This is a genomic window from Burkholderia sp. NLJ2 (genome assembly GCF_049487195.1).
In the GTDB taxonomy this organism is placed as follows: domain Bacteria; phylum Pseudomonadota; class Gammaproteobacteria; order Burkholderiales; family Burkholderiaceae; genus Burkholderia; species Burkholderia pyrrocinia.
In genome coordinates this window covers 1,107,657-1,128,149 of sequence record NZ_CP137810.1, presented here as the reverse complement: position 1 = coordinate 1,128,149, position 20,493 = coordinate 1,107,657, and the positions used below count along the sequence as shown (strand labels likewise).

27 protein-coding genes are annotated in these 20,493 nt (G+C 66.9%); 19 read left to right on the top strand and 8 right to left on the bottom strand.

Annotated features, from left to right (window positions below; all coding sequences use genetic code 11):
* Position 1 precedes the first annotated feature (1 nt).
* The 6 genes from R9B84_RS27370 to R9B84_RS27345 all read left to right on the top strand — a co-directional run bounded on the left by R9B84_RS27370 (position 2) and on the right by R9B84_RS27345 (position 4,808).
* A complete protein-coding gene (locus R9B84_RS27370) occupies positions 2-529 on the top strand; it encodes a transferase hexapeptide repeat family protein (protein WP_065501900.1) in 528 nt (175 codons plus the stop codon).
* Positions 530-611: 82 nt separating this feature from the next.
* Positions 612-860 carry a hypothetical protein gene (locus R9B84_RS27365; protein WP_423763120.1) on the top strand — a complete coding sequence of 83 codons (249 nt, stop codon included), beginning with the start codon at positions 612-614 and terminating at the stop codon, positions 858-860.
* Between the two features lie 287 nt (positions 861-1,147).
* Positions 1,148-1,447, top strand: coding sequence for a hypothetical protein (locus R9B84_RS27360; protein ID WP_423763119.1), 300 nt, complete (start codon positions 1,148-1,150; stop codon positions 1,445-1,447).
* A 177-nt stretch (positions 1,448-1,624) separates the two neighbouring features.
* Positions 1,625-2,269: a DUF1326 domain-containing protein gene (locus R9B84_RS27355; protein WP_423763118.1), complete on the top strand. Its 645-nt coding sequence runs from the start codon at positions 1,625-1,627 to the stop codon at positions 2,267-2,269.
* Positions 2,266-3,057, top strand: coding sequence for a DUF2182 domain-containing protein (locus R9B84_RS27350; RefSeq protein WP_423763117.1), 792 nt, complete (start codon positions 2,266-2,268; stop codon positions 3,055-3,057). Before R9B84_RS27355 ends, R9B84_RS27350 begins: the two co-directional genes overlap by 4 nt.
* Before the next feature lie 374 nt (positions 3,058-3,431).
* The gene (locus tag R9B84_RS27345) at positions 3,432-4,808 is read left to right on the top strand and encodes a collagen-like triple helix repeat-containing protein (RefSeq protein WP_423763116.1); all 1,377 of its coding nucleotides are present in this window, start codon (positions 3,432-3,434) and stop codon (positions 4,806-4,808) included.
* A gap of 117 nt (positions 4,809-4,925) precedes the next feature.
* Here the strand turns inward: R9B84_RS27345 and R9B84_RS27340 are convergent, their stop codons facing one another.
* Positions 4,926-5,387 carry an Lrp/AsnC family transcriptional regulator gene (locus tag R9B84_RS27340; protein WP_423763499.1) on the bottom strand — a complete coding sequence of 154 codons (462 nt, stop codon included), beginning with the start codon at positions 5,385-5,387 and terminating at the stop codon, positions 4,926-4,928.
* Positions 5,388-5,503: 116 nt separating this feature from the next.
* On the opposite strand from R9B84_RS27340, the gene R9B84_RS27335 reads away from it, so the two are divergent.
* Positions 5,504-6,136 carry a LysE family translocator gene (locus R9B84_RS27335; RefSeq protein WP_423763115.1) on the top strand — a complete coding sequence of 211 codons (633 nt, stop codon included), beginning with the start codon at positions 5,504-5,506 and terminating at the stop codon, positions 6,134-6,136.
* A 264-nt stretch (positions 6,137-6,400) separates the two neighbouring features.
* On the opposite strand, the gene R9B84_RS27330 is transcribed toward R9B84_RS27335, so the two are convergent.
* Positions 6,401-7,420, bottom strand: a complete 1,020-nt coding sequence (locus R9B84_RS27330; RefSeq protein WP_423763114.1) for a helix-turn-helix domain-containing protein — start codon at positions 7,418-7,420, stop codon at positions 6,401-6,403.
* Between the two features lie 168 nt (positions 7,421-7,588).
* Here R9B84_RS27330 and R9B84_RS27325 point away from each other — a divergent pair, with 168 nt between their 5' ends.
* From R9B84_RS27325 to R9B84_RS27305, 5 genes are read left to right on the top strand one after another with little or no spacing between them, the layout of a single operon-like run.
* Complete coding sequence (locus R9B84_RS27325) at positions 7,589-7,933, top strand: hypothetical protein (RefSeq protein ID WP_423763113.1); 345 nt, start codon at positions 7,589-7,591, stop codon at positions 7,931-7,933.
* Complete coding sequence (locus R9B84_RS27320) at positions 7,923-8,555, top strand: Dabb family protein (RefSeq protein ID WP_423763112.1); 633 nt, start codon at positions 7,923-7,925, stop codon at positions 8,553-8,555. Before R9B84_RS27325 ends, R9B84_RS27320 begins: the two co-directional genes overlap by 11 nt.
* Positions 8,556-8,604: 49 nt before the next feature.
* Positions 8,605-9,597 carry an NADP-dependent oxidoreductase gene (locus R9B84_RS27315; protein WP_423763111.1) on the top strand — a complete coding sequence of 331 codons (993 nt, stop codon included), beginning with the start codon at positions 8,605-8,607 and terminating at the stop codon, positions 9,595-9,597.
* A gap of 30 nt (positions 9,598-9,627) precedes the next feature.
* Complete coding sequence (locus R9B84_RS27310; protein WP_423763110.1) at positions 9,628-10,503, top strand: SDR family NAD(P)-dependent oxidoreductase; 876 nt, start codon at positions 9,628-9,630, stop codon at positions 10,501-10,503.
* A 1-nt stretch (position 10,504) separates the two neighbouring features.
* A complete protein-coding gene (locus R9B84_RS27305) occupies positions 10,505-11,329 on the top strand; it encodes an SDR family NAD(P)-dependent oxidoreductase (RefSeq protein WP_423763109.1) in 825 nt (274 codons plus the stop codon).
* 39 nt (positions 11,330-11,368) lie between these two features.
* On the opposite strand, the gene R9B84_RS27300 is transcribed toward R9B84_RS27305, so the two are convergent.
* The 4 genes from R9B84_RS27300 to R9B84_RS27285 form a co-directional block, all read right to left on the bottom strand.
* A complete protein-coding gene (locus R9B84_RS27300; RefSeq protein ID WP_423763108.1) occupies positions 11,369-11,617 on the bottom strand; it encodes a hypothetical protein in 249 nt (82 codons plus the stop codon).
* 117 nt (positions 11,618-11,734) lie between these two features.
* The gene (locus R9B84_RS27295; RefSeq protein WP_423763107.1) at positions 11,735-12,709 is read right to left on the bottom strand and encodes a threo-3-hydroxy-L-aspartate ammonia-lyase; all 975 of its coding nucleotides are present in this window, start codon (positions 12,707-12,709) and stop codon (positions 11,735-11,737) included.
* A gap of 51 nt (positions 12,710-12,760) precedes the next feature.
* A complete protein-coding gene (locus tag R9B84_RS27290; protein ID WP_423763106.1) occupies positions 12,761-13,399 on the bottom strand; it encodes a helix-turn-helix transcriptional regulator in 639 nt (212 codons plus the stop codon).
* Between the two features lie 50 nt (positions 13,400-13,449).
* Positions 13,450-13,965: a YbaK/prolyl-tRNA synthetase associated domain-containing protein gene (locus R9B84_RS27285; protein ID WP_423763105.1), complete on the bottom strand. Its 516-nt coding sequence runs from the start codon at positions 13,963-13,965 to the stop codon at positions 13,450-13,452.
* 527 nt (positions 13,966-14,492) lie between these two features.
* Here R9B84_RS27285 and R9B84_RS27280 point away from each other — a divergent pair.
* The 3 genes from R9B84_RS27280 to R9B84_RS27270 are packed head-to-tail and all read left to right on the top strand — an operon-like array spanning position 14,493 to position 15,639.
* Positions 14,493-14,819, top strand: a complete 327-nt coding sequence (locus tag R9B84_RS27280; protein WP_423763104.1) for a DsrE family protein — start codon at positions 14,493-14,495, stop codon at positions 14,817-14,819.
* Between the two features lie 27 nt (positions 14,820-14,846).
* Positions 14,847-15,248 (top strand): DsrE/DsrF/TusD sulfur relay family protein, encoded by a 402-nt coding sequence (locus R9B84_RS27275; protein WP_423763103.1) that lies wholly within the window; start codon positions 14,847-14,849, stop codon positions 15,246-15,248.
* Between the two features lie 10 nt (positions 15,249-15,258).
* Positions 15,259-15,639 carry a DsrE family protein gene (locus tag R9B84_RS27270; protein WP_423763102.1) on the top strand — a complete coding sequence of 127 codons (381 nt, stop codon included), beginning with the start codon at positions 15,259-15,261 and terminating at the stop codon, positions 15,637-15,639.
* Between the two features lie 191 nt (positions 15,640-15,830).
* Here the strand turns inward: R9B84_RS27270 and R9B84_RS27265 are convergent, their stop codons facing one another.
* Positions 15,831-16,547 carry an EthD domain-containing protein gene (locus tag R9B84_RS27265; RefSeq protein ID WP_423763101.1) on the bottom strand — a complete coding sequence of 239 codons (717 nt, stop codon included), beginning with the start codon at positions 16,545-16,547 and terminating at the stop codon, positions 15,831-15,833.
* Between the two features lie 51 nt (positions 16,548-16,598).
* On the bottom strand, positions 16,599-17,111 hold the full coding sequence (locus tag R9B84_RS27260) for a nuclear transport factor 2 family protein (RefSeq protein WP_423763100.1): 513 nt from the start codon (positions 17,109-17,111) through the stop codon (positions 16,599-16,601).
* A 212-nt stretch (positions 17,112-17,323) separates the two neighbouring features.
* Here R9B84_RS27260 and R9B84_RS27255 point away from each other — a divergent pair, with 212 nt between their 5' ends.
* The 4 genes from R9B84_RS27255 (at position 17,324) to R9B84_RS27240 (ending at position 20,380) form a co-directional block, all read left to right on the top strand.
* A complete protein-coding gene (locus R9B84_RS27255) occupies positions 17,324-17,824 on the top strand; it encodes a nuclear transport factor 2 family protein (protein ID WP_423763099.1) in 501 nt (166 codons plus the stop codon).
* A gap of 50 nt (positions 17,825-17,874) precedes the next feature.
* Positions 17,875-18,741 carry an SDR family NAD(P)-dependent oxidoreductase gene (locus tag R9B84_RS27250; RefSeq protein ID WP_423763098.1) on the top strand — a complete coding sequence of 289 codons (867 nt, stop codon included), beginning with the start codon at positions 17,875-17,877 and terminating at the stop codon, positions 18,739-18,741.
* A gap of 9 nt (positions 18,742-18,750) precedes the next feature.
* Entirely contained in the window at positions 18,751-19,506 is a 756-nt protein-coding gene (locus R9B84_RS27245) for an SDR family NAD(P)-dependent oxidoreductase (protein ID WP_423763097.1), read from the top strand.
* A 97-nt stretch (positions 19,507-19,603) separates the two neighbouring features.
* Positions 19,604-20,380: a glucose 1-dehydrogenase gene (locus tag R9B84_RS27240; RefSeq protein ID WP_047903203.1), complete on the top strand. Its 777-nt coding sequence runs from the start codon at positions 19,604-19,606 to the stop codon at positions 20,378-20,380.
* The last annotated feature ends 113 nt before the right edge of the window (positions 20,381-20,493 follow it).

The following is a 20,493-nucleotide window of genomic DNA, read 5'->3' as shown; positions in this document are numbered from 1 at the left end:
GATGCCGCTGTTCGAATTCAACGGGATGCGGCCGCGCGTCGATCCGTCCGCGTATGTCGATCCGAGCGCGGTCGTGATCGGCGACGTGACGATCGGCGCGCGCTGCTACATCGGCCCGCATGCGAGCGTGCGCGGCGACTTCGGCGCGATCGTCGTCGCCGACGGCAGCAACGTGCAGGACGGTTGCGTGCTGCATGTCGGGATCGGCGAGACCTGCCGGCTCGGTGTCAACAGCCACGTCGGCCATGGCGCGATCGTGCATGGCGCGACACTCGAACCGGACACGATGATCGGGATGAATGCGGTCGTGATGGACGGCGCGACGATCGGCGCGACGACGATCGTCGCCGCGTGCGCGTTCGTGAAGGCCGGGTACGACGTGCCGCGCGGCGTGCTGCTCGCGGGCGTGCCGGGGCGCGTCGTGCGTCGGCTGAGCGACGCGGAGATCGACGCGAAGGCGAACGGCACGCGGATCTATCAGCAGTTGGCGGCGGATTGTTTGAGGACGATCAGGCGGATTGACGGGTGAGCGGGGCGATATCGGAACGATTGCGTCACACATCGCCGTTGGCTTAAGATCGGCAGCAGTTCATCCCACGCCTTCAGCGCCAATGAAAACGAGCATAAGCCTGCGGGTCGCCGTCATTACCACCGCCTTTGCGGTGTTCAACGCTTACATGCACATCCAGCAGTTCATCAGTGGCTGCATGTGGGTCAGGGGCCATTACCGCTGCAGTTTCGAAAACAGCGCGAATTTCGAAGGCTGGATGGATCTCGACCTGCTGATCACGTGTTGCTGGGTTGCCGCCGCCGTAGTGAGCTGGGTGACCGTCGCACAGGCGGGGAGGAAGCCGGGTTAACTGCGCGACGCGCGCAGCCGACGAAACAGCTTGCGATCGAATCGGCTCTGTCAATCCGTGACAACGCGTATCTGCCGATCAGTGGCGAAGCCATTCCCGATCCATTCGAACCGGAAACGAACTCGCGAGTTGCTGTCGGCGGGCGAGATCATGGCGATCCTTGGCGACAGAAGCCGGTGGGCACGACCCGTGCGACGCGTTCGGGCCGGTCGTCAATCGTTGTGCTTTTTTCCTTCCTTGCCCGGATAATTGTCCGGCGTCGCGCGCGATGCGCGAGGGAGGCTCCCATGCAATTTCCGACGGGATCGGTGGTCGCGCTCAGTTCGGCAGCCGCGACGATGTTTTCGATGGGCATGCTGTTTCTCGGCTACTGGGGATTGCACGAGGCATTGCCCTGGCGGTTCGGCGACTACGTCGTCATCGTGCCCGCGCTGTCGGGCTTCGCGTGCCTCGCCAGCGTGCCGTTTCTCGCGACATCGCCGATGAAAGCACCCGATGACGAGTCGCGGATGTTCGTCGCACGGCGCGTGTTTCTGTGCGGCGCGAGTGCGGCGTGGTGTGCGATCGTCGCGTCGCTGTTCGCGTGAGATCGGGATGTGATGACGGTTGCCGGAACCGCCTGCAGCGAGCAGTTCGAAACGTCATGCGTGGGGCCGGAACGCATGGGCTTTACGCGTCGAACCGGGCCGCCGTTCCGGCTTTGATTTCCCCGATGCCGTGCACTAGATTCGAAAGATTCATGTGTCACAGCGCGAGGTGGAGCCATGACTCCGTGGGAAATTCAGGGTACCGAAATGATCAGTTGCAATTGCTCATACGGTTGTCCTTGCCAGTTCAATGCGTTGCCAACCAACGGCAATTGCGAAGCGATGGGCGCGATTTCGATCGACGCAGGCCACTACGGCGACGTGGTGCTCGACGGTGTCAGGATCGCGGTCGTGTTTCAGTGGCCGGGGCCGGTCCACGAAGGCAAGGGCAAGTGCCAGCCGATCGTCGACGAGCGCGCCGGTCCGGCACAGCGCGAAGCGGTGCTGAAGATCATGACCGGTCAGGATACCGATCCGTTTGCGACGATGTTCTCGGTATATGCGTCGACGCTCGAGCACGCGTTCGAGCCGATCTTCACGAGGATCGACTTCGACGTCGATGTCGATGCGCGGCGCGGCCGGATTCATGTCGAAGGCGTGTTCGACGTCGCGGGCGAACCGATCCTCAACCCGGTGACGGGCGCCGAGCATCGCGTGCGGATCGACCTGCCGCAGGGTTTCGAATACGAGCTGGCCGAGATCGGTTCGGGTTCGGGGCGCTCGCAAGGCAACATCGCATTGAATCTCGACGGAACCTATGCGCAGTTCGCGCGGCTGCACCTGAACAACCACGGGCTGATCCGGCATCGCGCCGCCGCATGACTCCTTTCGACACCTGGCTCGGACGCGAGCGCGTCGTTACGCTGCTCGGCATGGCCGCGCTCGTCGGCGTGTGCTGGTTCTACCTGTGGACGGGCGCGGGAACCGGCATGTCGGCGCTGGAGATGACGACGGTCGCGCTCTTCCCGCATCGACTGGCGGACGACATGGGCGGCATGGATCCGTCGCTGCCGACCGTGATCGCGATGTGGTGGGTAATGATGATCGCGATGATGACGCCCGGCGCGGCGCCGCTCGTGATGCTGTACCGGCGCGTGCAGCAGCATCACGGCGCGGACGATTCGGCGGCCGCACTCTCTTCGATGTCGCTGCTGGCCGGTTATCTGACCGCATGGCTCGCGTTCTCGATCGGCGCTGCGTTGCTTCAGGTGCTGCTGCAGCCGGCCGGGTTGATCTCCGCGATGATGCTGTGGTCGAAGAGCGCCGTTCTTTCCGCGGTCGTTCTCGCGCTGGCCGGGCTCTATCAATTCTCGCCGCTGAAACGCGCGTGCCTTCGGCAATGCCGCGCGCCGGCCGGCTTTCTTGTCGCGCACTGGCGTCCGGGCGTCGTCGGCAGTTTCCTGCTTGGCGCACGCCACGGCATGCATTGCGTGGGCTGCTGCTGGTTGCTGATGGCGCTGCTGTTCGTCGGCGGCGTGATGAATGTCGTCTGGATTGCCGCACTGTCGCTGTTCGTGTTCGCGGAAAAAATCCTGCCCGGCGGCGAACTTGTCGGGCGCGTGCTGGGCGTCGTGCTGATCGCCTGGGCCGGTGTGACGTTGTTCGTTTGAACGGCGCATCCGGGTTCGCCAGTCATCCGCGATGCGCGACTTTCACACGCAACGGAAACGTCTTCTGGGCAACGGAAGACTTTCGATGAAGCGGCGGCGTGCGCGAGGTGCCGGGGCCGGAGCAGGCGAGGTGCGGTCGCGGCCGGCTTTTCACCATTCATGCTACGTAACACGGGGCCGGTGTTACGTCAGCGTCGCGGGGCCGCAAGGGCGGATCGCACGGCAGGGCTGGGCCTATATGCGATGCGTCGTGCCGGAAAGTGCCGTCGGCAAAGCCGCTGCGGCCCGGTTGCTGAATTGTTAACGAAGCCGATGAAGGTGGCACGGTAGATGCTTGCTGGAATGTTCGCGCTGAATAGCTGACGGGGACTTCCATGCAAAATCATTTCATCAAGGCGAACGTTGCGCTCGCCGCCATTGCTGCGGCGTGTGCGCTGGCAGCGTGCGGCGGCAGCGACGTTACGGCGCCGAAGGTGGCCGGTACCAACATCGGGACGAGTACGAGTGGCACGAGCGGGAGCAGTGGCACGAGCGGGACCAGCGGCACGAGTGGGACCAGCGGCACGAGTGGGACCAGTGGCACGAGCGGGAGCAGTGGCACAAGCGGGACCAGCGGTACGAGCGGGACCAGCGGTACGAGTGGGACCAGTGGCACGAGCGGAACCAGCGGCACGAGCGGAACCAGTGGCACAAGCGGAACCAGCGGCACGAGCGGAACCAGTGGCACCAGCGGCACCAGCGGGACCAGCGGGACCAGCGGGACCAGCGGGACCAGCGGGACCAGCGGCACCAGCGGCACAAGTGGGACCAGTGGCACCAGTGGCACCAGCAGCGGAACCAGCAGCGGCACCAGCGGAATCGGCGGCACAAGCGGAACCAGCGGCACCCCTGGCACGAACGGCATCATCAGTTCCGTCGGCGGGGTCGTCACGGATGTGGGCGTCACGATAGGCGGCGCGAGCCTGCCAGGCGGCGTCAGCAAGGGCGTGACCGCCGGGCCGGCCGACACGGTCACCGGCGTCGGCACGATCGTCCGCGATACGTCGAACGCGCTGAGCAACGGCATCGGTCAGATCGGTTTCACGCCGAACCCGGTCGGCACGACGGTCGCCGGCCTCGGCACCATCGTCGGCTCGATCAGCAACCCGGTCAGCGGTCTCGGCGAAACGGTGAAGGCGCTCGGCTCCGGCCCGCTGTCGCCGCTGGCGCCGATCACGACGCCGGTCGGCGGCCTGCTCGACACGGTGGCCGGCGGCCTGAAGTCGGGCGGCACCATGCTCGGCTCGGCCCTGTCGTCGGGCCCGGTCCAGCAGGCGACCCAGGCGCTCAGCACGGCGATCACGCCGCTCGTGACGACGGCCGGCCAGCTCACGCAACAGGTCGGCACGGCAACCGGCCTCGGCCAGCCGGTCGCCGGTCTGCTCGGGCAAATCGGCGGGGCAATCACGTCGGCCGGATGGAAGGTGACATCTGCGTCGCCGCAGCCGGTCGTTGGCGGTGTCGGTGATCTCGTCCGTGCCGTCGGCAATACGGTGACCAACGTAGGCGGTCTCGTGAACCCGAGCGGCGCGAACGGCGCGGTGCCGATCGCCGGCCTGGTGACGAGCGTGGTCGGCGGCATGCCGGCGGCCGTGCACAACGGCTCCGCGACCGGCACGGGCAGCGGCACGCCGTTGGGCAACCTCGCCAATCCACTCGCGCCGGTGACGTCGCTGGTGGGCGGCCTGCTCGGCGGCGCGGTCGGCAAATAACCGAGCGGCGCCGAACGTCACAGAGGCAACCGGCCGAATGGCCTTGGTCGGCCGGCCGGCATCGGCCGTCCAAGGTTCAGGACGGGATCTGTCGGACGGTCATGAAAACCCGGCCAGCTATTTGCGGCCGTCATCGAACTTCGACGGCGGCCGCGCCAACCCGCGCGCCGGCAGCGGCGTCGACATCACGATCGACGTGCGCGTTTCGCCGTACAGGTTGATGCGTTCGATCAGGTGTTCGAGGTGGGTCATGCTGATGGCGACGAACCGCATGACATACGAATCGGCGCCCGTCACGTGATGGCATTCGACGACTTCGGGAATCGTCTCCAGCAGCTTGAGGAATTTCGCTTTCGCCGGTTGCGGCACCGTGATGCCGATCAGCGCGCTCACCGGATAGCCGGCCGCGGCCGGATTGATCCGGGCCGTGTAGCCTTCGACGACGCCGGCCGTTTCAAGACGCTTCACGCGCTCCGTCACGGCCGGCACCGACAGATGAACCTGGCGGGCCAGCTCCGTATAGCTGATGCGACCGTTGGCCTGCAACAGCGCCAGTACCTTCCAGTCCAGATCGTCCATCGCGGCGGGATTTTTTAAGGTGGAATGGCCATTTTTCCTTAAAAACCGCATTCAGCGGTGACCGGACTTTCCCTACGATGCCTGTTCAACCCGTTGCATGTCGCAAGGAGCAGGCGATGCTGTTCATCAAGTCCGTCGTGATGGGGCTGTCGATCGCGGTGCCGGTCGGCCCGATCGGCATGCTGTGCATTCAGCGCAGCCTGAGCCGCGGCTTTCAGGCCGGGTTCGCAACGGGTGTCGGCGCCGCGTGCGCCGATGCGATCTACGGCCTGCTCGGCGCGCTGGGCATCGCGGGCATCGTCACCGCATTCCCGATGCTGACCGTCGGCCTGAAGATCGGCGGCGGCGCGTTCCTCGTGTGGCTTGCGTGGACCATTGCGCGCCAGGCGCCGGCCGCGTCGGCGCTGCAACGCGACCTGCCGCGCACGACCGTCCTGCGCGATTTCCTGACGACGTTCGGCCTCACGCTGTCGAACCCGATGACGATCCTGTCGTTCGTCGGGATTTTCGCGGCGCTCGGCCCGCTGTCGGGCACGCGGGAAGGCGCGATGTGGCCGGCCGTGGCGCTGATGGTCGCCGGCGTGTTCATCGGCTCCGCGATCTGGTGGTTGTGCCTGAGCAGCGCGACCGCCGCGCTGCGCACGAAGATGTCGTTCGCATTCATGCACGGGCTGTCGCGCGTGTCGGCCGTCGTCATCGCGGCATTCGGTGCGATCCAGTTGGTCGCGGGCGTGCGCGGCGTCATTTAGGCGAGCGGGGCATCGTCGTTCGACCGGATGTCGTCGACGGCCGTCCGCAGATGCGCCAGCAGTTCGAGCATCACGGCTGCCCGAAAGACAATCAAAATAAACTGAACTCGATGTCGTAAGGGCGAGGAGGACCTGATGGCTTTCCTTGCACCGGGTGCTGCTTGGCCCACGTCTGGTTTATGTTTCGAAAAAGAAGATCACTTTGAGTGATCTTTTTTCTTTCCGATCAAACCATTGCAACTTGGCGAAAGTTTGCAAGTTGCGTCACGCGTCGACGCCAACCATTCGCCTGAACCGGCTCGGCGCCACACCGGTCCAGCGCACGAACGCACGCCGGAATGCTTCCTCGCCGCCGAACCCGAGATGCGCGGCTACCCGCGCGACCGGCCAGTCCGTCTCGTGCAGGCATCGTCGCGCAGCGTCCGCCAGGCATTGCTCGCGCAGCGCGTGATATCCGCTGCCTTCGGTTGCGAGCCGCCGCCGCAATGTCGCTTCGCTGACGCCAAGCCACGCGGCCAGTTCCGCAAGCGTCGGCAGCGCCTGTTCGTGCGCGAGCGCCGCATCGAGAAATCCGCGCACCTGCTGCGCCCACGACACGACGGCCGGCGCCGCATCGATCAGACGAAACGGGAAATCGACGAGGAATGCATCGACTTCGCCCGGCTGCCGGATCACGCGGCAATCGAGCAGCGTCGCGTCGAACGCAAAGCCGTAGGTTTTCCGGCCGACGTGGACCGGTGCATTGAACAGCCCGAGCAGCGGCACCGCGTCGTCGCGGCGCGGATGGCCGAGCCACACTTCGGCCGGCCGCAGCGGCTGCCCGATCAGCCAGCCGAACAGTTGCAGATAGCAGAACAGCCCGGTTAGGTCGACGAGGCACGCGGCCGGGCTGCGCATGCGGCGCAGCGAGTCCATCCGGAACGTCGCACGTCCGTCGCGTACCGCAAGCGACAGCACGCCGGCGCGCGGCGTCAGCATCTCGCAGAATTCGCGCGCGCAGCGGATCGCGTCGGCGAGTGTCGCGCAGCTCAGCAGGCAGCGGCACATCAGGTCGACTTCCTGCTTGCGCATCGGCGGATGGCCGTCGCCGCGCGCGACCTGGGCCTCGAGCCGCTCGATCGCGTCGCGGTACAGCGCGACGAAATCGCTCGCCGTCGTCGCGTCTTGCGGTGGCGGTGCGTCGCGGTCGGCCGGCGGCGCGCCGCTGCGCTTGAGTTCGCTCAGCAGGCGCGCGCCGAAGCCCGGCAGGACGCGGCCGCTGGCCGGCATGGCGCGCTGTTTCATATGTCTCCCGTTCTGATCGTTACGACAGGGGCGAGTGAGCGGGCCGGTAGGGGTCTGCGAACCGTCGCCACGCAAGAATGCTATCCACGCCGGCCGCGTTCGGCCTCGCCGGAACGGCGTAGGCCGGCACGACGCATCCCGCCACGAACGACCACGGACGACACGCGAATGATCCAGATCGTAGACGAAATCACGCTCGCGCCCGAGCGCATTCCCGACGTGCTGGCGCTGCTGCGCGAGCGTTACCTGCCGGCCCACACGGCGCGCGGGCTGACGGCGGCCGGCTGCTGGGTGTCGCCGCCCGTCGCGGTGCCGGGGCAGCCGAGCACGCTGTGGCTGACGTGGCACGTCGCCGATGCGCCGGCCTACTACCGGATGCGCGCGCTGACCGATGGCGACGTGGTCGCGTTCTGGATGGCCGTCGACGGATTGTGCGACGCGCGCCGCCGCCATGTCATGACGGACGCCGACGCGCCGCTGCCCGCGCTGACGGAGGTCCACCATGCGGCATGACACGGCGCAGGTATTCGTGTCGGCGGATCACGACGCCGACGCAATCGAACGTGCGGTGCGCGAAGCCGCGCGCGCGCTGCCCGGCGTAACCCGTGTCGCGCTCGCACGCAATCGGGAAGGCTGCTGGGGCGCGGGCGACTACACGCTCGACGTGCTGCGCGACGAACGGGCGGCTGATCGTGCAACCGATTTCGAGATGCTGGTGCAACTGCCGGGCGTCGCTCGCATCGACGGCGCCGCGTGCCGCGCGATCGGAGGCGGCCTGCGCGAGCCGACGTTGCGCGATGGCATCTGGCGCACGTTGATGCTGCGTGTACGGCCGCAGGCAAGCGAAGCACAGGTCGTCGCGCTGGAGCACGAGTTGCTGCACATGCCCGCGTTCATGCCCGGCATCCGCAACTGGCGGCTGAGCCGGATCGAGACGCCGGGCGCCTGGACGCACGTGTGGCAACAGGAATTCGCGCACGTCGGCGATCTGCTCGGCGAATACCTGATGCATCCGTATCACTGGGGCTGGGTCGACCGCCGGTTCGACGCCGAAAGCCCCGACTGGACGGTCGATGCGATTTCGCATGCGTTCTGTCCGCTCGCGTCGAGCCTGCTGGCCGACACGGCGACGTGACACGCAGCGCACCACACACCAAGCCAACAAAAAACCTGGAGACACGAAGATGCGAGCCCTTCTGATCGACCGCGTCGGGCATGCCGACGCGTTACGGCTGGCCGACGTTCCCGTACCGAAGCCGGGCCCCGGCGACGTGCTGATCCGCGTCGCATACGCGGGCGTCAATCCCGCCGACTGGAAATGCCGCGAAGGCTATCTCGGCGCGTTCATGCAGTACACGTTTCCGTTCGTGATCGGTTTCGATGCGGCGGGCGTCGTTGAAGCGGTCGGCGAAGGTGTCGACGGTATCGCGCCCGGCATGCGCGTGTTCGCGCAGACCGACGTCGGCGCGGGGCGCTGGGGCGCGTATGCGGAATACGTCGCGGTGCGCCACGACTCGGTCGTGCGCCTGCCCGACGCGGTGAGCTTCGCGGAAGCGGCCGCCACACCGACGCCTGCGCTGGCCGCATGGGCCGGCCTGTTCGACGACGGCGGGCTGCGCGCGGGGCAGACCGTGCTGGTGCACGGCGGCGCGGGCGCGGTCGGCACGTTCGCGATCCAGCTCGCCGCACAGGCCGGCGCGCGCATCGCGGCGACGTGTTCGGCGCGCAACCGCGACACGGTCGAATCGCTGGGTGCGGAGGTCGCCATCGACTATCGCGCGCAGGACATCGCCGCAGCGGTGCGCGCATGGGCGCCGGGCGGCGTCGACCTCGTGCTCGATGCGGTCGGCGGCGACACGCTGCACGACGCGCTCGACCTGCTCGCGCCGGGTGGCACGCTCGTGAACATCATGACGCTCGCGGCCGGCGACGCCGAGCGGCTGGCCGCGACAGGCGCCGAAGCCGCGCGGCGCGGGCTGCGCACCGCGATGACCTACAGCCGGATGCCGAGCGGCAACACGCTCGCATCGATCGCCGAACGGCTCGGCCGGCGCGCATTGCGCGTGCCTCGCTTCGACAGTTTCCCGCTCGAACAGGCCGCGCGGGCGCTCGATCTCGTTCAAACGGGCGACGCGAAAACCAAGCTCGTGCTGCACGTTGCGGATATCGCGGGCTGAACGGCCCGCACTCAAATCACTGGAGACATGATGACCGACACCCGAACCGCGATCCTCGCGGGCAAATGCGCACTCGTGACCGGCGCGAGCCGCGGCATCGGCCGCGCGATCGCGCAGCGCCTCGCATCCGAAGGCGCGACCGTCGTCGTGACGGCGCGCAGCCTCACGCAATCGGCCACGACCGCCGGCACGCTCGCCGAAACGGTTGCGCTGATCGAACAGGCCGGCGGCCGCGCGATCGCGCTCGCGGCCGACCTGTCGAACGCGGCCGAGCGCGACGCGCTCGTCGCGCGTGCGGCCGACGCGGCCGGCGGCCTCGACATTCTCGTGAACAACGCGGGCGTGGCCGACTACGCGTGCGTCGACGCGATGCCGATGACGATGTTCGACACGACGATCGAACACTATTTGCGGATTCCGTTCGCGCTCGCGCAGGCCGCGATCCCGCTGATGCGGGCACGTGGCGCCGGCTGGATCGTGAACGTCGGCTCGGTGACGGCGCTGCCGCCGCTGCGGCCGTTCGACGATTTCTCGCGTGCGGGCGGCGCGACCGTCTACGCGGCGGCGAAGGCCGCGCTGTCGCGCTTCACGCAGGGGCTCGCGGCCGAACTGGAAGCCGACGGCATCGCGGTGAATCTCGTCGCGCCGAGCACGGCGATCCGTACGCCGGGCGCGGCGCGCTATATCCCCGAGGGTTATCCGACCGAGGACGTCGCGTATCTCGCCGAAACCGCGCTCGCGCTGTGCAGCCTGCCGGCGCGCGAACGCACCGGCCTCGTCACGCACAGCCTGCATTTCCCGCTCGCGCAGCGCCTTTCCGTGCGTTCGCTCGATGGCCGCACGTCGCTGCCGCCGCCGGTGATTCCCGCGTACGCGCATCCCCACATCGACCCGACAGGACTCTGACATGACGAATTCGATTCGCTTTCACGGCGGCACCGCCGTGATCACCGGTGCGGCCAGCGGCATCGGCAGCGGGCTCGCGCGCCACGCGGCCGCGCTCGGCATGCGCGTCGTGCTGGCCGATCTCGATCCGGCGAAGCTCGACGCGTTCGCCGCGACGCTCGACACCGACGTGCTGTGCGTGCCGACCGACGTCAGCCGCCCCGAAGCTGTCGACGCACTCGCGGAAGCCGCATGGCGGCGTTTCGGCGGCGTCGACCTGCTGTTCAACAACGCGGGCGTGATGGCGACCGGCTTCAGCTGGGAAATCACGCCGGAACGCTTCGAGCGCAGCTTCGCGATCAACGTGCACGGCGTGCTGAACGGGATCCGCAGCTTCGTGCCGCGGATGCTCGAACGCAACGTGCCGGCGCGGGTCGTGAATACCGCGTCGGTCGGCGGCTTCCTGCCGAGCCCGTTGATGTCGCCGTATTCGGCGACGAAATTCGCGGTGGTCGCGCTGACCGAATCGCTGTACGGAGAACTGAAGATGCTCGGTGCGCCGGTCGGCGTGTCGCTGCTCGCGCCGGGCCCCGTGCAGTCCGGCATCTTCAACGATCCGTTCGGCGCCGCGCACGACCGGCCCGAGGTACGCGGCTTCGTCGATACGATGCGCTCGATGCTGAACGCGCACGGGCTCACGCCCGACGCATTCGCCGGGCGGGTGTTCGACGGCATCCGCGCAGGGCGCTACTGGCTGATTCCGCAGCCGGAGACGATCGACGGCGCGCTGCAGCGGCGCACCGACGACATCCTCGCCGCGCGCGATCCGTCACTGCCGTCGTTCTGACAACGACGACCGGGCGCGGCAGCACCGACCGGCGCGCCGTTACATGCGGGTACCGGTGTGCGTGCGGCCGCTCGGGTCGCCGCCGCGGTCGGGCGGCGTATTGTTCTGATCGATCTTCGCGAGCACGAAGCCGGCGGACGGCAATGCGCCGGGCGAACAGTGGGTCGCCTGCGCGACGGCGTCGCGCGGCGATGCGGCGGGAAAACCGGATGACGTAACGCCCGGTTGAGCGAACGCCGAAAGGGAAGCGGCCGCCAGGGCGGCGGCGACGATCGCGTGCGTGTTCATGGTGGCTCCTTCACGACTGACTGCGGGACAACGTAATCAGTCTAGGGCGCGAAACTTAACGCGGCGTGAAGGAGCGGTGGCGTGCGCATGACAGGATGTTCATGCGCGCGATGACGTTCATGCCGATGCCGACACCAGCGCGCAGAAGTTCTCCAGATCGACGTTGCCGCCGCTGATCACCACGCCGACGCGCTTGCCTTGCAGTTGGTCCTTCATCCGCCGCACGGCGGCGAACGACAGGCAGCCGGTCGGCTCGACGACAATCTTCATACGCGTCGCGAAGAAGCGCATGCAGTCGACGAGTTCGGCGTCCGTCGCGGTCAGGATGTCGTCGACGTCGCGGCGGATGATCGGGAACGTCAGGTTGCCGAGGTGCTGCGTCTGCGCGCCGTCGGCGATCGTGCGCGGCGTGTCGATATGCACGATCGCGCCGGACCGGAACGATTGCTGGCCGTCGTTGCCGGCTTCCGGCTCGACGCCGTACAACTTCGCGTGCGGCGACAGCGCGCGCGTGGCAAGCGCAGTGCCAGACAGCAGCCCGCCGCCGCCGAGCGGCGTGAAGACCGCGTCGAGCGGGCCGACTTCGTCGAACAGTTCCTTCGCCGCCGTGCCCTGGCCGGCGATCACGTCCGGATGGTCGTAGGGCGGGATCAGCGTGAGCCCGTGCTGCTCCGCGAGATCGCGCCCGATCTGCTCGCGATCCTCGGTGTAGCGGTCGTAGGTCACCACGTTGCCGCCGTAGCCGCGCGTCGCGGCCATCTTCGCGGCCGGCGCATCCTGCGGCATCACGATCGTCGCCGGGATGCCGAGGACGCGCGCCGACAGCGCGATCGCCTGCGCATGGTTGCCGGACGAGAACGTGACGACGCCGTTGCGCCGCTGCTCGGCATCGAAGCGCGACAGCGCGTTGAACGCGCCGCGGAACTTGAATGCGCCCATGCGCTGCAGGTTCTCGCACTTGAAGAACACCTGCGCGCCGAGCGCTTCGTCGATCGTCCGCGACGTCATCACCGGCGTGCGGTGCGCATGGCCTTCGAGCCGGGCCGCGGCGGCGGCGACGTCGTCGTACGTGGGGAGAGTCGGAGAGTTCATGGTCGATCGAGGGTCGGAAAGTTTAGTCAACATGAAAGCAGCGCGCTTGTTTCATTTCGCATCGTTGTACACCGTCGCGCGCGATACGCCGAGATGCTGCGACACGATCTCCATCGCGCGGCGTACCTCGAGGAAGCCGTCGGCCTTCAGCGTCTGCATCAGCTCGCGGCGCTGGTCGGTCTTCAGTTCGCGCGGCGTCGTCGCGAGGCGCGTCGCGAACGCGTCGATGCGTTGCCGGATCGCGTCCGCGCCGGCCGGGTCGAGCGTTTCGGCGATGGTTTCGCCGTCCGTGCGGCAGAACTGGTTCAGCATGCCCTGGAAGCCGCGGAACAGCGTGACGTCGGCATTCAGGCACAACGCGGCCACATAGTGGCCGCTCGAATCCTTGATGCCGATCGACGTGCTTTTCGCGGTGCGGCCGTCGGCGAAGCGGTTCGGGTAATTCGCGAGCACTTGCGGGAAATCGTCGTCCTCGATGCGGGCGAGGCCGAGCTCGGTCGCGGGGTCGCCGACCGCGCGTCCGGACAGGTTGTTGTGGATCGCGAGGATTGCGTGCTTCGGCGTGCGCAGGTCGTGCACCACGACCTCGGTGAACGGCGCGAACATCTCGCCGAGCCCTTCGGCGATGCGCTGCACCTGTTCGATCAGCGATGCCTGCTCCGACAGCGCTTTGTTCCGGGTGGTGGTCATGGTGGGCTCGCGTTCAGGTTTCGGATCGATGCGATGGCTTCGGGAAACGATCAACCGGCGTGTGCCTGGCCGTCTGTCGTTTCCGGTCGCGTGATGTCGGCCAATAACGGGCGCGCGATTCGTACGTAGTCGGCCGCATCGAGCACGACCGAGCGGTCGAGGCGGCCCGCGTTGAATGCGATCTCGTCGTTGCGTTCGACCAGCGCGGGATCGACGACGAGCGTCACGTTGCCGTCGAACACGAACGGCGGCACGGCGCCCATCACGCAGCGCGTGACGGCGGCCGCGAGATCGGGCGGCGCGAGCGTCGCCTTGCGGCGGCCGACGGCGTCGGCGACCTTGCGGAAATCGATCTTCAGGTGGCCGGGGATGACGGCGAGGGCGGTTGTGTCGCCACCGTCCTTGAAGGTGCACAGCATCGCCTTCGCGCCCTGTTCGGGGCGTGTGCCGCGGATCGCGGCGATGACGTCGGATTTACCTTCCGCCGGGTGCTCCAGCACGCGGAAACGGGCGCCGGATGTTGTCAGCAGGTCGCAAAGCGTGTCGAAAACGGGGTAGGCGTTCATGTCGCTCCGGGGAGGTTGGGCCGGGGAATCGCGGTGTGCATGCGATCAGGCGTGGCGGTGGGCCGGTCGATGGATTGTCCAATTATAGACGTTTTGTCATGGGGTGGATAAAAGCGTGTGTTGTCGCGGAGCAGCGACCGTTGTCATAGGAAACGGGAAGGCGAAAGAATGACTCTTCGCGCAATGGTGCGGAACACGGAGCGAACTGCCTGCGTTCGGCCAGGAAGAGACGTTTGCGCCTGCCGGGGAATGTCCGCTGCTCGGCCCGTACCGGCCGCAACTTTCCGGCGAAGCTGGCCGCTTGTGCCGTGCTTCAACAACGGCGTGACCACACGCATAAGCCATCCCGTGCAGTGACACGTAGAGTTACTTGGACTATCCGTCCGTTCTGCTATACCCAATTCATGAGCTGTGCGCGGCCCACGCGCCGCACGGCGAGTCGAGCGCCCGTTGCGACTGGCGCGACACAGGGGGCAACACGTCGGTGGGAACTGCTTTTTCGGGCTGGAAGCTGGCAGGAGGCTGACATGGCAAATTACCTGTTCGTAGAATCGCGCGGTCCACATGGTGCCGGGGATCCCGAGCACGTCGAGGAACTGGTCAGGGGCATACGCCAGAGGGGCAACACGGTCACCCTGTTCCTGGTTCAGAACGGCGTGCTTTCCACTCGCCCGGGCGCAAAATTCAGCGAGCGATATGCGGATCTGACGCGCAGCGGCGTCACCGTCCTTGCCGATGAATTCTCCTTGCGCGAACGGGCGATCGAACGGCTGGCTGAAGGTGTCCAGAAGGCGGACATCGGACACCTCGTGGATCTTCTCCTGGTGGCTGGGACCAAGGCCATTTGGCACTGAATCAAGGAGAGCGTGATGGCTACTGGTATGAAATTGACCCTGGCACTGATGGACCCCCCGTATGAGAAGGCTGCCAGCACGACGGCGCTGCGCATCGTGGATGCCGCGCTGCGACGGGGGCACGACGTCACCGTGTTCGCCTACGAAGGTGCAGTCAATCTGACCATGAAAGCGCAAGCCCCGCATGCCAATCCGGTCAAGGGCACGTCGGTGGAGGAGGAGGATCACCCGACGACCAGGGACTGGGTGGCAGCCTTGTTTCAACTTGCCGCCCAGCAGGGTGTCAAGCTCGATTGGATCAACTGCGGACTATGTGTGGACGAACGCGGTGCAGGTGACTGGATTGAGGGTCCCCGCCGCGGCAGCCCGAAGGATTTTCTCGAATCCGCGACCCAGAGCAACGCTGTGCTGGTAATTCCGACGAAATAGGAGCTGCGCGATGAAAATCCTGAGCATTGTTGAGACAGCCTACCGGGCTACCCTGGAAGAACAGGATGACACCATCCTGTGGCTGAACCATGTGCTGAAAAACGCCGGCGCCGACATCAGCCTGCTGCTGTACGGAAGCGCCGTGAACTATGCAGCGCGCGGGCAGGATGCCACCGGCCTCGCCTTCGGCGAGCGCCGGCAGGTTCATCCGCCGGCGCTCGATAAGGATCTGGGCAATATGATTGGGGCCGGCGTTGCCGTGTATGCGGTCAACGAGGACATGCGCGACTGTGGACTGGCACAGGACGATGTCATCGGCGGCCTGACGCTGCTCGCGCGTGCCGAGATCCCCGCCCTGTTCGATCGCTTCGATCAGGTCTGGCACTGGTAACGGCTCGAGGCTGCACCGCATTTTGCTGATCGGAAGGACCGCTTGCGTTTGGCTCGCAACCGTTGCGGCATGCCGTCAATGGGACGCCCCGGCCATGCGCAACGGTCACCGAGCGGAGCGTTGCAGTGATTCCCGGATTGACGACAATCGAACCGCGCGGCCACACCCGCGCGGCCCGCGATCGCCTCAACCTACCCCCGCACCGCCTTCACCACATACTGACTGGTCGGCACCACATCGATCTTGTCGAAGTCAATAAACCGGCCACAGCTATCCATCATCTCGGCCACGTTGCGCTGAAACTTCTCGTCATCGCCGACCGCATCGAAGAACGCATGCGGATCGGTCATCGCCGCAGCCGGGAAGCATTCCTCGACGATCGCGTCATACCCGGGCGCAGCATGCGTAAGCGCACGCACGACAACGTTCTGCACATACAGAAAATTGTCCTGCGTATCGATCGCGACGCGCGTGTGATGACCGTGCCATACATCGAGCCAAGCTTCGTGCGTGAGGCGCGGCGGCCGCTTCAGGAACGCGAGCTGCGAGAAGCCGATCGTGCGCTCGCCCGGCCGCGCCGGAAAGCGCGTGTTCGGAATCGGTTGCGATTCGGTGACGAGATACGCGGCCATGTGCGGCACGACCGCGCGCACCGCATCGTCGAACGGCTGGCGGAACATCGCGTTCGCGCTGTCGATCCACACCGCGACGATCCCGTCGATGCCCGGGTGCGTGTTGGTCTGCTTCAGGCCGGCGGCCGGCGCGACATCGGCGTCTGCGATGTTCACCTGCACGCCGTGCGCGCCGAGCGACAGCAGCTTGTCGGCGAGTTGCGCGCGCACCGAGCGGCTCCACTGATCGGGCGCGGCCTGCGCGTCGTGCCACAACACGTAAATGACTTTCTCCATTGTTACGGCTCCAGAGGGGAATGACGGGATCGGCGGCGTTGCCGCCGGGGTTCAGGAAGCGGTGACGGCCATGCCATGCACACCATGCGCACCCGGCGCGAACCGGTTCGCGGTCAGCGTGAACGACGGCGGGATCGGCGACGTGACGGTTTCGAACAGCCGCTCGTGGCGCGTCGCGTGAATGCGCCACACGCCGTCGCGTTTCACGTACTGGTCGTCGTAGAACGCGGTGCCGTGCAACAGGTAGTTGTCCTCGAGATTGATCGCGTGATCCTCGAGAAACCACACGCCGCACGCATGATCGGCGGACACCAGCGTGAGTTCGGGGTGATGGCCGTGATGCATCGTCAGGAAGGTCGGCTTGCCGATCAGCGCGCGCAGGCTCGACACGAACGCGTCGCGACCGTCGTATGCATAACGGCCGCCATACAGCCGCGCCTCGCAATCCACGGTCAGGCAATCGCCGAGCAACGACCAGTCGTGCGTATCGACCGCACGGAAATACCGGTACTTCAACTGTCGGATCTGCTCGTATTCATGGAGCGTGCGGGTCGTGTCGTCCATCGCCGTATCTCGTGGTGGTGTCGTTCGATGGTAGGAACGAAGCCGCCCGCATCACATCGTCTGTTCGGACGAAAGGCGAGCACGCATGCGGCCGGTGCTGTCGCGATGAACCGCCGGATTAATCCGAACGGGTGATGGCCGGCGCGTCGCGCGGCGGTAACGTGGCATCGACGCGGCATCCGATCCGCGCCGGCACCGAACAAGGAGACGGGATGACCCTCATCGAATCGCTGGAAACGCGCGTGCGCAGGCTGGAGGATGCCGATGCGATCCGCCGGCTGAAAGCGCGCTATTTCACGTGCTGCGACCGCAAGGATCCGCAAGGGATGCGCGACTGCTTCGTGCCCGGCCGCGTGCACATCGACTATGGCCGGATCGGCACGTTCGATACGCGCGACGCGCTCGTCGACGTGTTCGAACGGCTCGGCTGCCATCCCGACATCGTCGAGATGCACCACGGCGTGAATCCCGATATCACCGTACTCGACGACACGCATGCGCGCGGCACGTGGGGCCTGCACTACCAGATGATCGACACGAACGCGCGCACGCTCACGCAGCTCGGCGCGCATTACGACGACGAATACCGCAAGGTCGACGGCGAATGGAAGATCGCGGGCACGCGCTGCGTCGTCACGTCGACGCTGTCGGCCCGCTACGAGGGCGACGCGCCGGGCGTGCTGTTCGCCGGCGCGCAGCCGCCGGCTGCCTGACGCACGCCATCGCCACGCACGTGGCGGACATTCCACAGGAGACATCGAACATGACACAGAACCACGATGCGCCGGTCGCCGTCGTGACGGGCGCATCGCGCGGCGCGGGCAAGGGCATCGCGCGCGCGCTCGGCGCGGCCGGCATGACCGTCTACGTGACGGGCCGTTCGCAGAACGAAGGCGATGCGCCGCTGCCCGGCACGATCCACGAGACCGCGCGCGAGATCGACGCGCTCGGCGGCCGCGGGATCGCGGTGGCCTGCGACCACGCGGACGACGCGCAGGTGAAGGCGCTGTTCGAGCGCATCGAACGCGACAGCGGGCGGCTCGACATCCTCGTCAACAACGCGACGTATCTGCACGACCAGTTGATCCTGCCGGGCCCGTTCTGGGAAAAGTCGCTCGACCTCGTGAACATCCTCGACGTCGGGCTGCGCTCGGCCTACGTCGCGAGCTGGCATGCGGCGCCGCTGATGGCGAAGCGCCGCAGCGGGCTGATCGCATTCACGTCGTCGTTCGGCGCGAGCTGCTACATGCACGGCGCGGCGTACGGCGCGCAGAAATCGGGCGTCGACAAGTTCGCGAAGGACATGGCCGTCGACCTGAAGCCGTTCGACGTCGCGGCCGTGTCGATCTGGATGGGCCCGCTGCGCACCGAGCGCACGACGCGCGTGTGGGACGAGCATCCGGATCTCTACAAGGATTTCTCGCTCGTCGCCGAAAGCCCGGAATTCACGGGCCGCGTGATTCACGCGATCCACGGCGATCCGCAGCGCATGGCGCTGTCGGGGCAGGTGCTCGTCGGCGCGGAAGCCGCGCTGCAATACGGCATCGCCGATCTCGACGGCAAGCAGCCGCCGTCGTACCGCGAGCTGCTCGGCGGGCCCGTGCAGGCCCATCCGGCGATCGTCGCTTAAGGAGTGCGCATGGGCATCCTGAAGGGCAAGGTCGCGCTCGTGACGGGCGCGGGGCAGGGCGTTGGCCAGGGCGTCGCGCATGCGCTCGCATCGGAAGGCGCGCACGTCGCGGTGGTCGGTCGCACGCGCGACAAGCTGCTTGCCACCTGTGACGCGATCCGCGCACGCGGCGGTATCGCCGAGCCGTTCGTGTGCGACGTGATGAACGCCGCGCAGATCGCGGATTGCGTCGATGCGGTCGTCGAACGGTTCGGCGGCGTGCAGATCCTGATCAACAACGCGCAGGTCGTGCCGCTTGGCCGCCTGCTCGACGTGACCGATGCGGATTTTCTGGCGGGGCTCGAATCGGGGCCGATCGCGACGCTGCGGATGATGCGCGCGTGTCATCCGCATCTGAAGGGCGACGGCGTGATCGTCAATTTCGCGTCGTCGGCCGCCGTGCGCTGGGATGCGTCGGGTTACGGCGCGTACGCGGCGACCAAGGAAGCGATTCGTGCGCTGACGCGCGCGGCGGCGTGCGAATGGGGGGCGGACGGCATTCGCGTGAACGCGGTCGCGCCGCATGCGTTGTCGCCGGGCCTGAAAGGCTGGGTCGATGCGAATCCGCAGGAAGCGGCGGCGTTCTTCCGCACGATCCCGCTCGGCCGAGTGGGCGACTGCGAGCACGACATCGGGCGCGCGATCGTGTTTCTCGCGAGCCGCGATGGCGCGTACCTGACGGGCGCGACGCTGCCGCTCGACGGCGGGCAGGCTTATTGGGGCTGACGGCGGGGGCTGACGGCGCGAGCCGCGCACCAATCATGGGTCCGGCACGCATGCTCGCGCGTGAATGCCGGCAAACCGGAATCGAAGAGAGGACGACATGGGTCGACTGGAAGGAAAAGTAGCGATCGTCACGGGCGGCGCGCGCGGGATGGGCGCGGCAACGTGCAGGCTGTTCGTCGAAGAGGGCGCGCGCGTCGTGATCGGCGACGTGCTCGACGCGGAAGGCGAAGCGCTCGCGCGCGAGCTCGGCAGCGCGGCGCGCTTCATGCGGCTCGATGTCGCCGACGAAGCGAACTGGGCGCGCGTCGCCGACGCGACGGTCGAGCAGTTTGGCCGCATCGACGTGCTCGTCAACAATGCGGCCGTGCTGACGTTCGGCGGCATCACCGAGCTGTCGAAACGCGATTTCGAACGAGCGGTATCGATCAACCTCGTCGGTACGTTCGTCGGCATCCGCACGGTTGCGACGCGCATGATCGCGCAGAAGAGCGGGTCGATCGTCAACATCTCGTCGGTGGACGGCCTGCGCGGCGTGAATGCACTCGCCGCGTACGTGTCGAGCAAGTGGGGCGTGCGCGGGCTGACGAAGGTCGCGGCGCTCGAACTCGGCCACCAGGGCGTGCGCGTGAATTCGATTCATCCGGGCGGCGTGAACACGGTGATGTCGAACCCGACCGGCGCGCCGCTCGAGGAAATCAACAAGCACTATGCGAACGTGCCGCTGCAGCGCGTCGGCCTGCCCGACGAAATCGCGCGCGCGACGCTATTCCTCGCGAGCGACGACGCGTCGTACTGCAACGGCGCCGAACTGGCCGTCGACGGCGGGATGGCGGCGGGCGCGTATTACCCCGGATTGCCGGGCGCGCCGTTTTGAGCAGTGGCGTACATCACGCGTTCTTGCCAGATGTTTGTGTACGCAACCTAATTCAGGGTTTGCCTGAGTAGCGAAAACGAGAATCCGCCGGGCGCGCATTCGCAATTTTCATG

Coding starts and splice junctions, on each gene's coding strand:
- R9B84_RS27370 (WP_065501900.1), top strand. CDS start 2: ATGCCGCTGTTCGAATTCAACGGGATGCGGCCGCGCGTCGATCCGTCC.
- R9B84_RS27365 (WP_423763120.1), top strand. CDS start 612: ATGAAAACGAGCATAAGCCTGCGGGTCGCCGTCATTACCACCGCCTTT.
- R9B84_RS27360 (WP_423763119.1), top strand. CDS start 1,148: ATGCAATTTCCGACGGGATCGGTGGTCGCGCTCAGTTCGGCAGCCGCG.
- R9B84_RS27355 (WP_423763118.1), top strand. CDS start 1,625: ATGACTCCGTGGGAAATTCAGGGTACCGAAATGATCAGTTGCAATTGC.
- R9B84_RS27350 (WP_423763117.1), top strand. CDS start 2,266: ATGACTCCTTTCGACACCTGGCTCGGACGCGAGCGCGTCGTTACGCTG.
- R9B84_RS27345 (WP_423763116.1), top strand. CDS start 3,432: ATGCAAAATCATTTCATCAAGGCGAACGTTGCGCTCGCCGCCATTGCT.
- R9B84_RS27340 (WP_423763499.1), bottom strand. CDS start 5,387: ATGGACGATCTGGACTGGAAGGTACTGGCGCTGTTGCAGGCCAACGGT.
- R9B84_RS27335 (WP_423763115.1), top strand. CDS start 5,504: ATGCTGTTCATCAAGTCCGTCGTGATGGGGCTGTCGATCGCGGTGCCG.
- R9B84_RS27330 (WP_423763114.1), bottom strand. CDS start 7,420: ATGAAACAGCGCGCCATGCCGGCCAGCGGCCGCGTCCTGCCGGGCTTC.
- R9B84_RS27325 (WP_423763113.1), top strand. CDS start 7,589: ATGATCCAGATCGTAGACGAAATCACGCTCGCGCCCGAGCGCATTCCC.
- R9B84_RS27320 (WP_423763112.1), top strand. CDS start 7,923: ATGCGGCATGACACGGCGCAGGTATTCGTGTCGGCGGATCACGACGCC.
- R9B84_RS27315 (WP_423763111.1), top strand. CDS start 8,605: ATGCGAGCCCTTCTGATCGACCGCGTCGGGCATGCCGACGCGTTACGG.
- R9B84_RS27310 (WP_423763110.1), top strand. CDS start 9,628: ATGACCGACACCCGAACCGCGATCCTCGCGGGCAAATGCGCACTCGTG.
- R9B84_RS27305 (WP_423763109.1), top strand. CDS start 10,505: ATGACGAATTCGATTCGCTTTCACGGCGGCACCGCCGTGATCACCGGT.
- R9B84_RS27300 (WP_423763108.1), bottom strand. CDS start 11,617: ATGAACACGCACGCGATCGTCGCCGCCGCCCTGGCGGCCGCTTCCCTT.
- R9B84_RS27295 (WP_423763107.1), bottom strand. CDS start 12,709: ATGAACTCTCCGACTCTCCCCACGTACGACGACGTCGCCGCCGCCGCG.
- R9B84_RS27290 (WP_423763106.1), bottom strand. CDS start 13,399: ATGACCACCACCCGGAACAAAGCGCTGTCGGAGCAGGCATCGCTGATC.
- R9B84_RS27285 (WP_423763105.1), bottom strand. CDS start 13,965: ATGAACGCCTACCCCGTTTTCGACACGCTTTGCGACCTGCTGACAACA.
- R9B84_RS27280 (WP_423763104.1), top strand. CDS start 14,493: ATGGCAAATTACCTGTTCGTAGAATCGCGCGGTCCACATGGTGCCGGG.
- R9B84_RS27275 (WP_423763103.1), top strand. CDS start 14,847: ATGAAATTGACCCTGGCACTGATGGACCCCCCGTATGAGAAGGCTGCC.
- R9B84_RS27270 (WP_423763102.1), top strand. CDS start 15,259: ATGAAAATCCTGAGCATTGTTGAGACAGCCTACCGGGCTACCCTGGAA.
- R9B84_RS27265 (WP_423763101.1), bottom strand. CDS start 16,547: ATGGAGAAAGTCATTTACGTGTTGTGGCACGACGCGCAGGCCGCGCCC.
- R9B84_RS27260 (WP_423763100.1), bottom strand. CDS start 17,111: ATGGACGACACGACCCGCACGCTCCATGAATACGAGCAGATCCGACAG.
- R9B84_RS27255 (WP_423763099.1), top strand. CDS start 17,324: ATGACCCTCATCGAATCGCTGGAAACGCGCGTGCGCAGGCTGGAGGAT.
- R9B84_RS27250 (WP_423763098.1), top strand. CDS start 17,875: ATGACACAGAACCACGATGCGCCGGTCGCCGTCGTGACGGGCGCATCG.
- R9B84_RS27245 (WP_423763097.1), top strand. CDS start 18,751: ATGGGCATCCTGAAGGGCAAGGTCGCGCTCGTGACGGGCGCGGGGCAG.
- R9B84_RS27240 (WP_047903203.1), top strand. CDS start 19,604: ATGGGTCGACTGGAAGGAAAAGTAGCGATCGTCACGGGCGGCGCGCGC.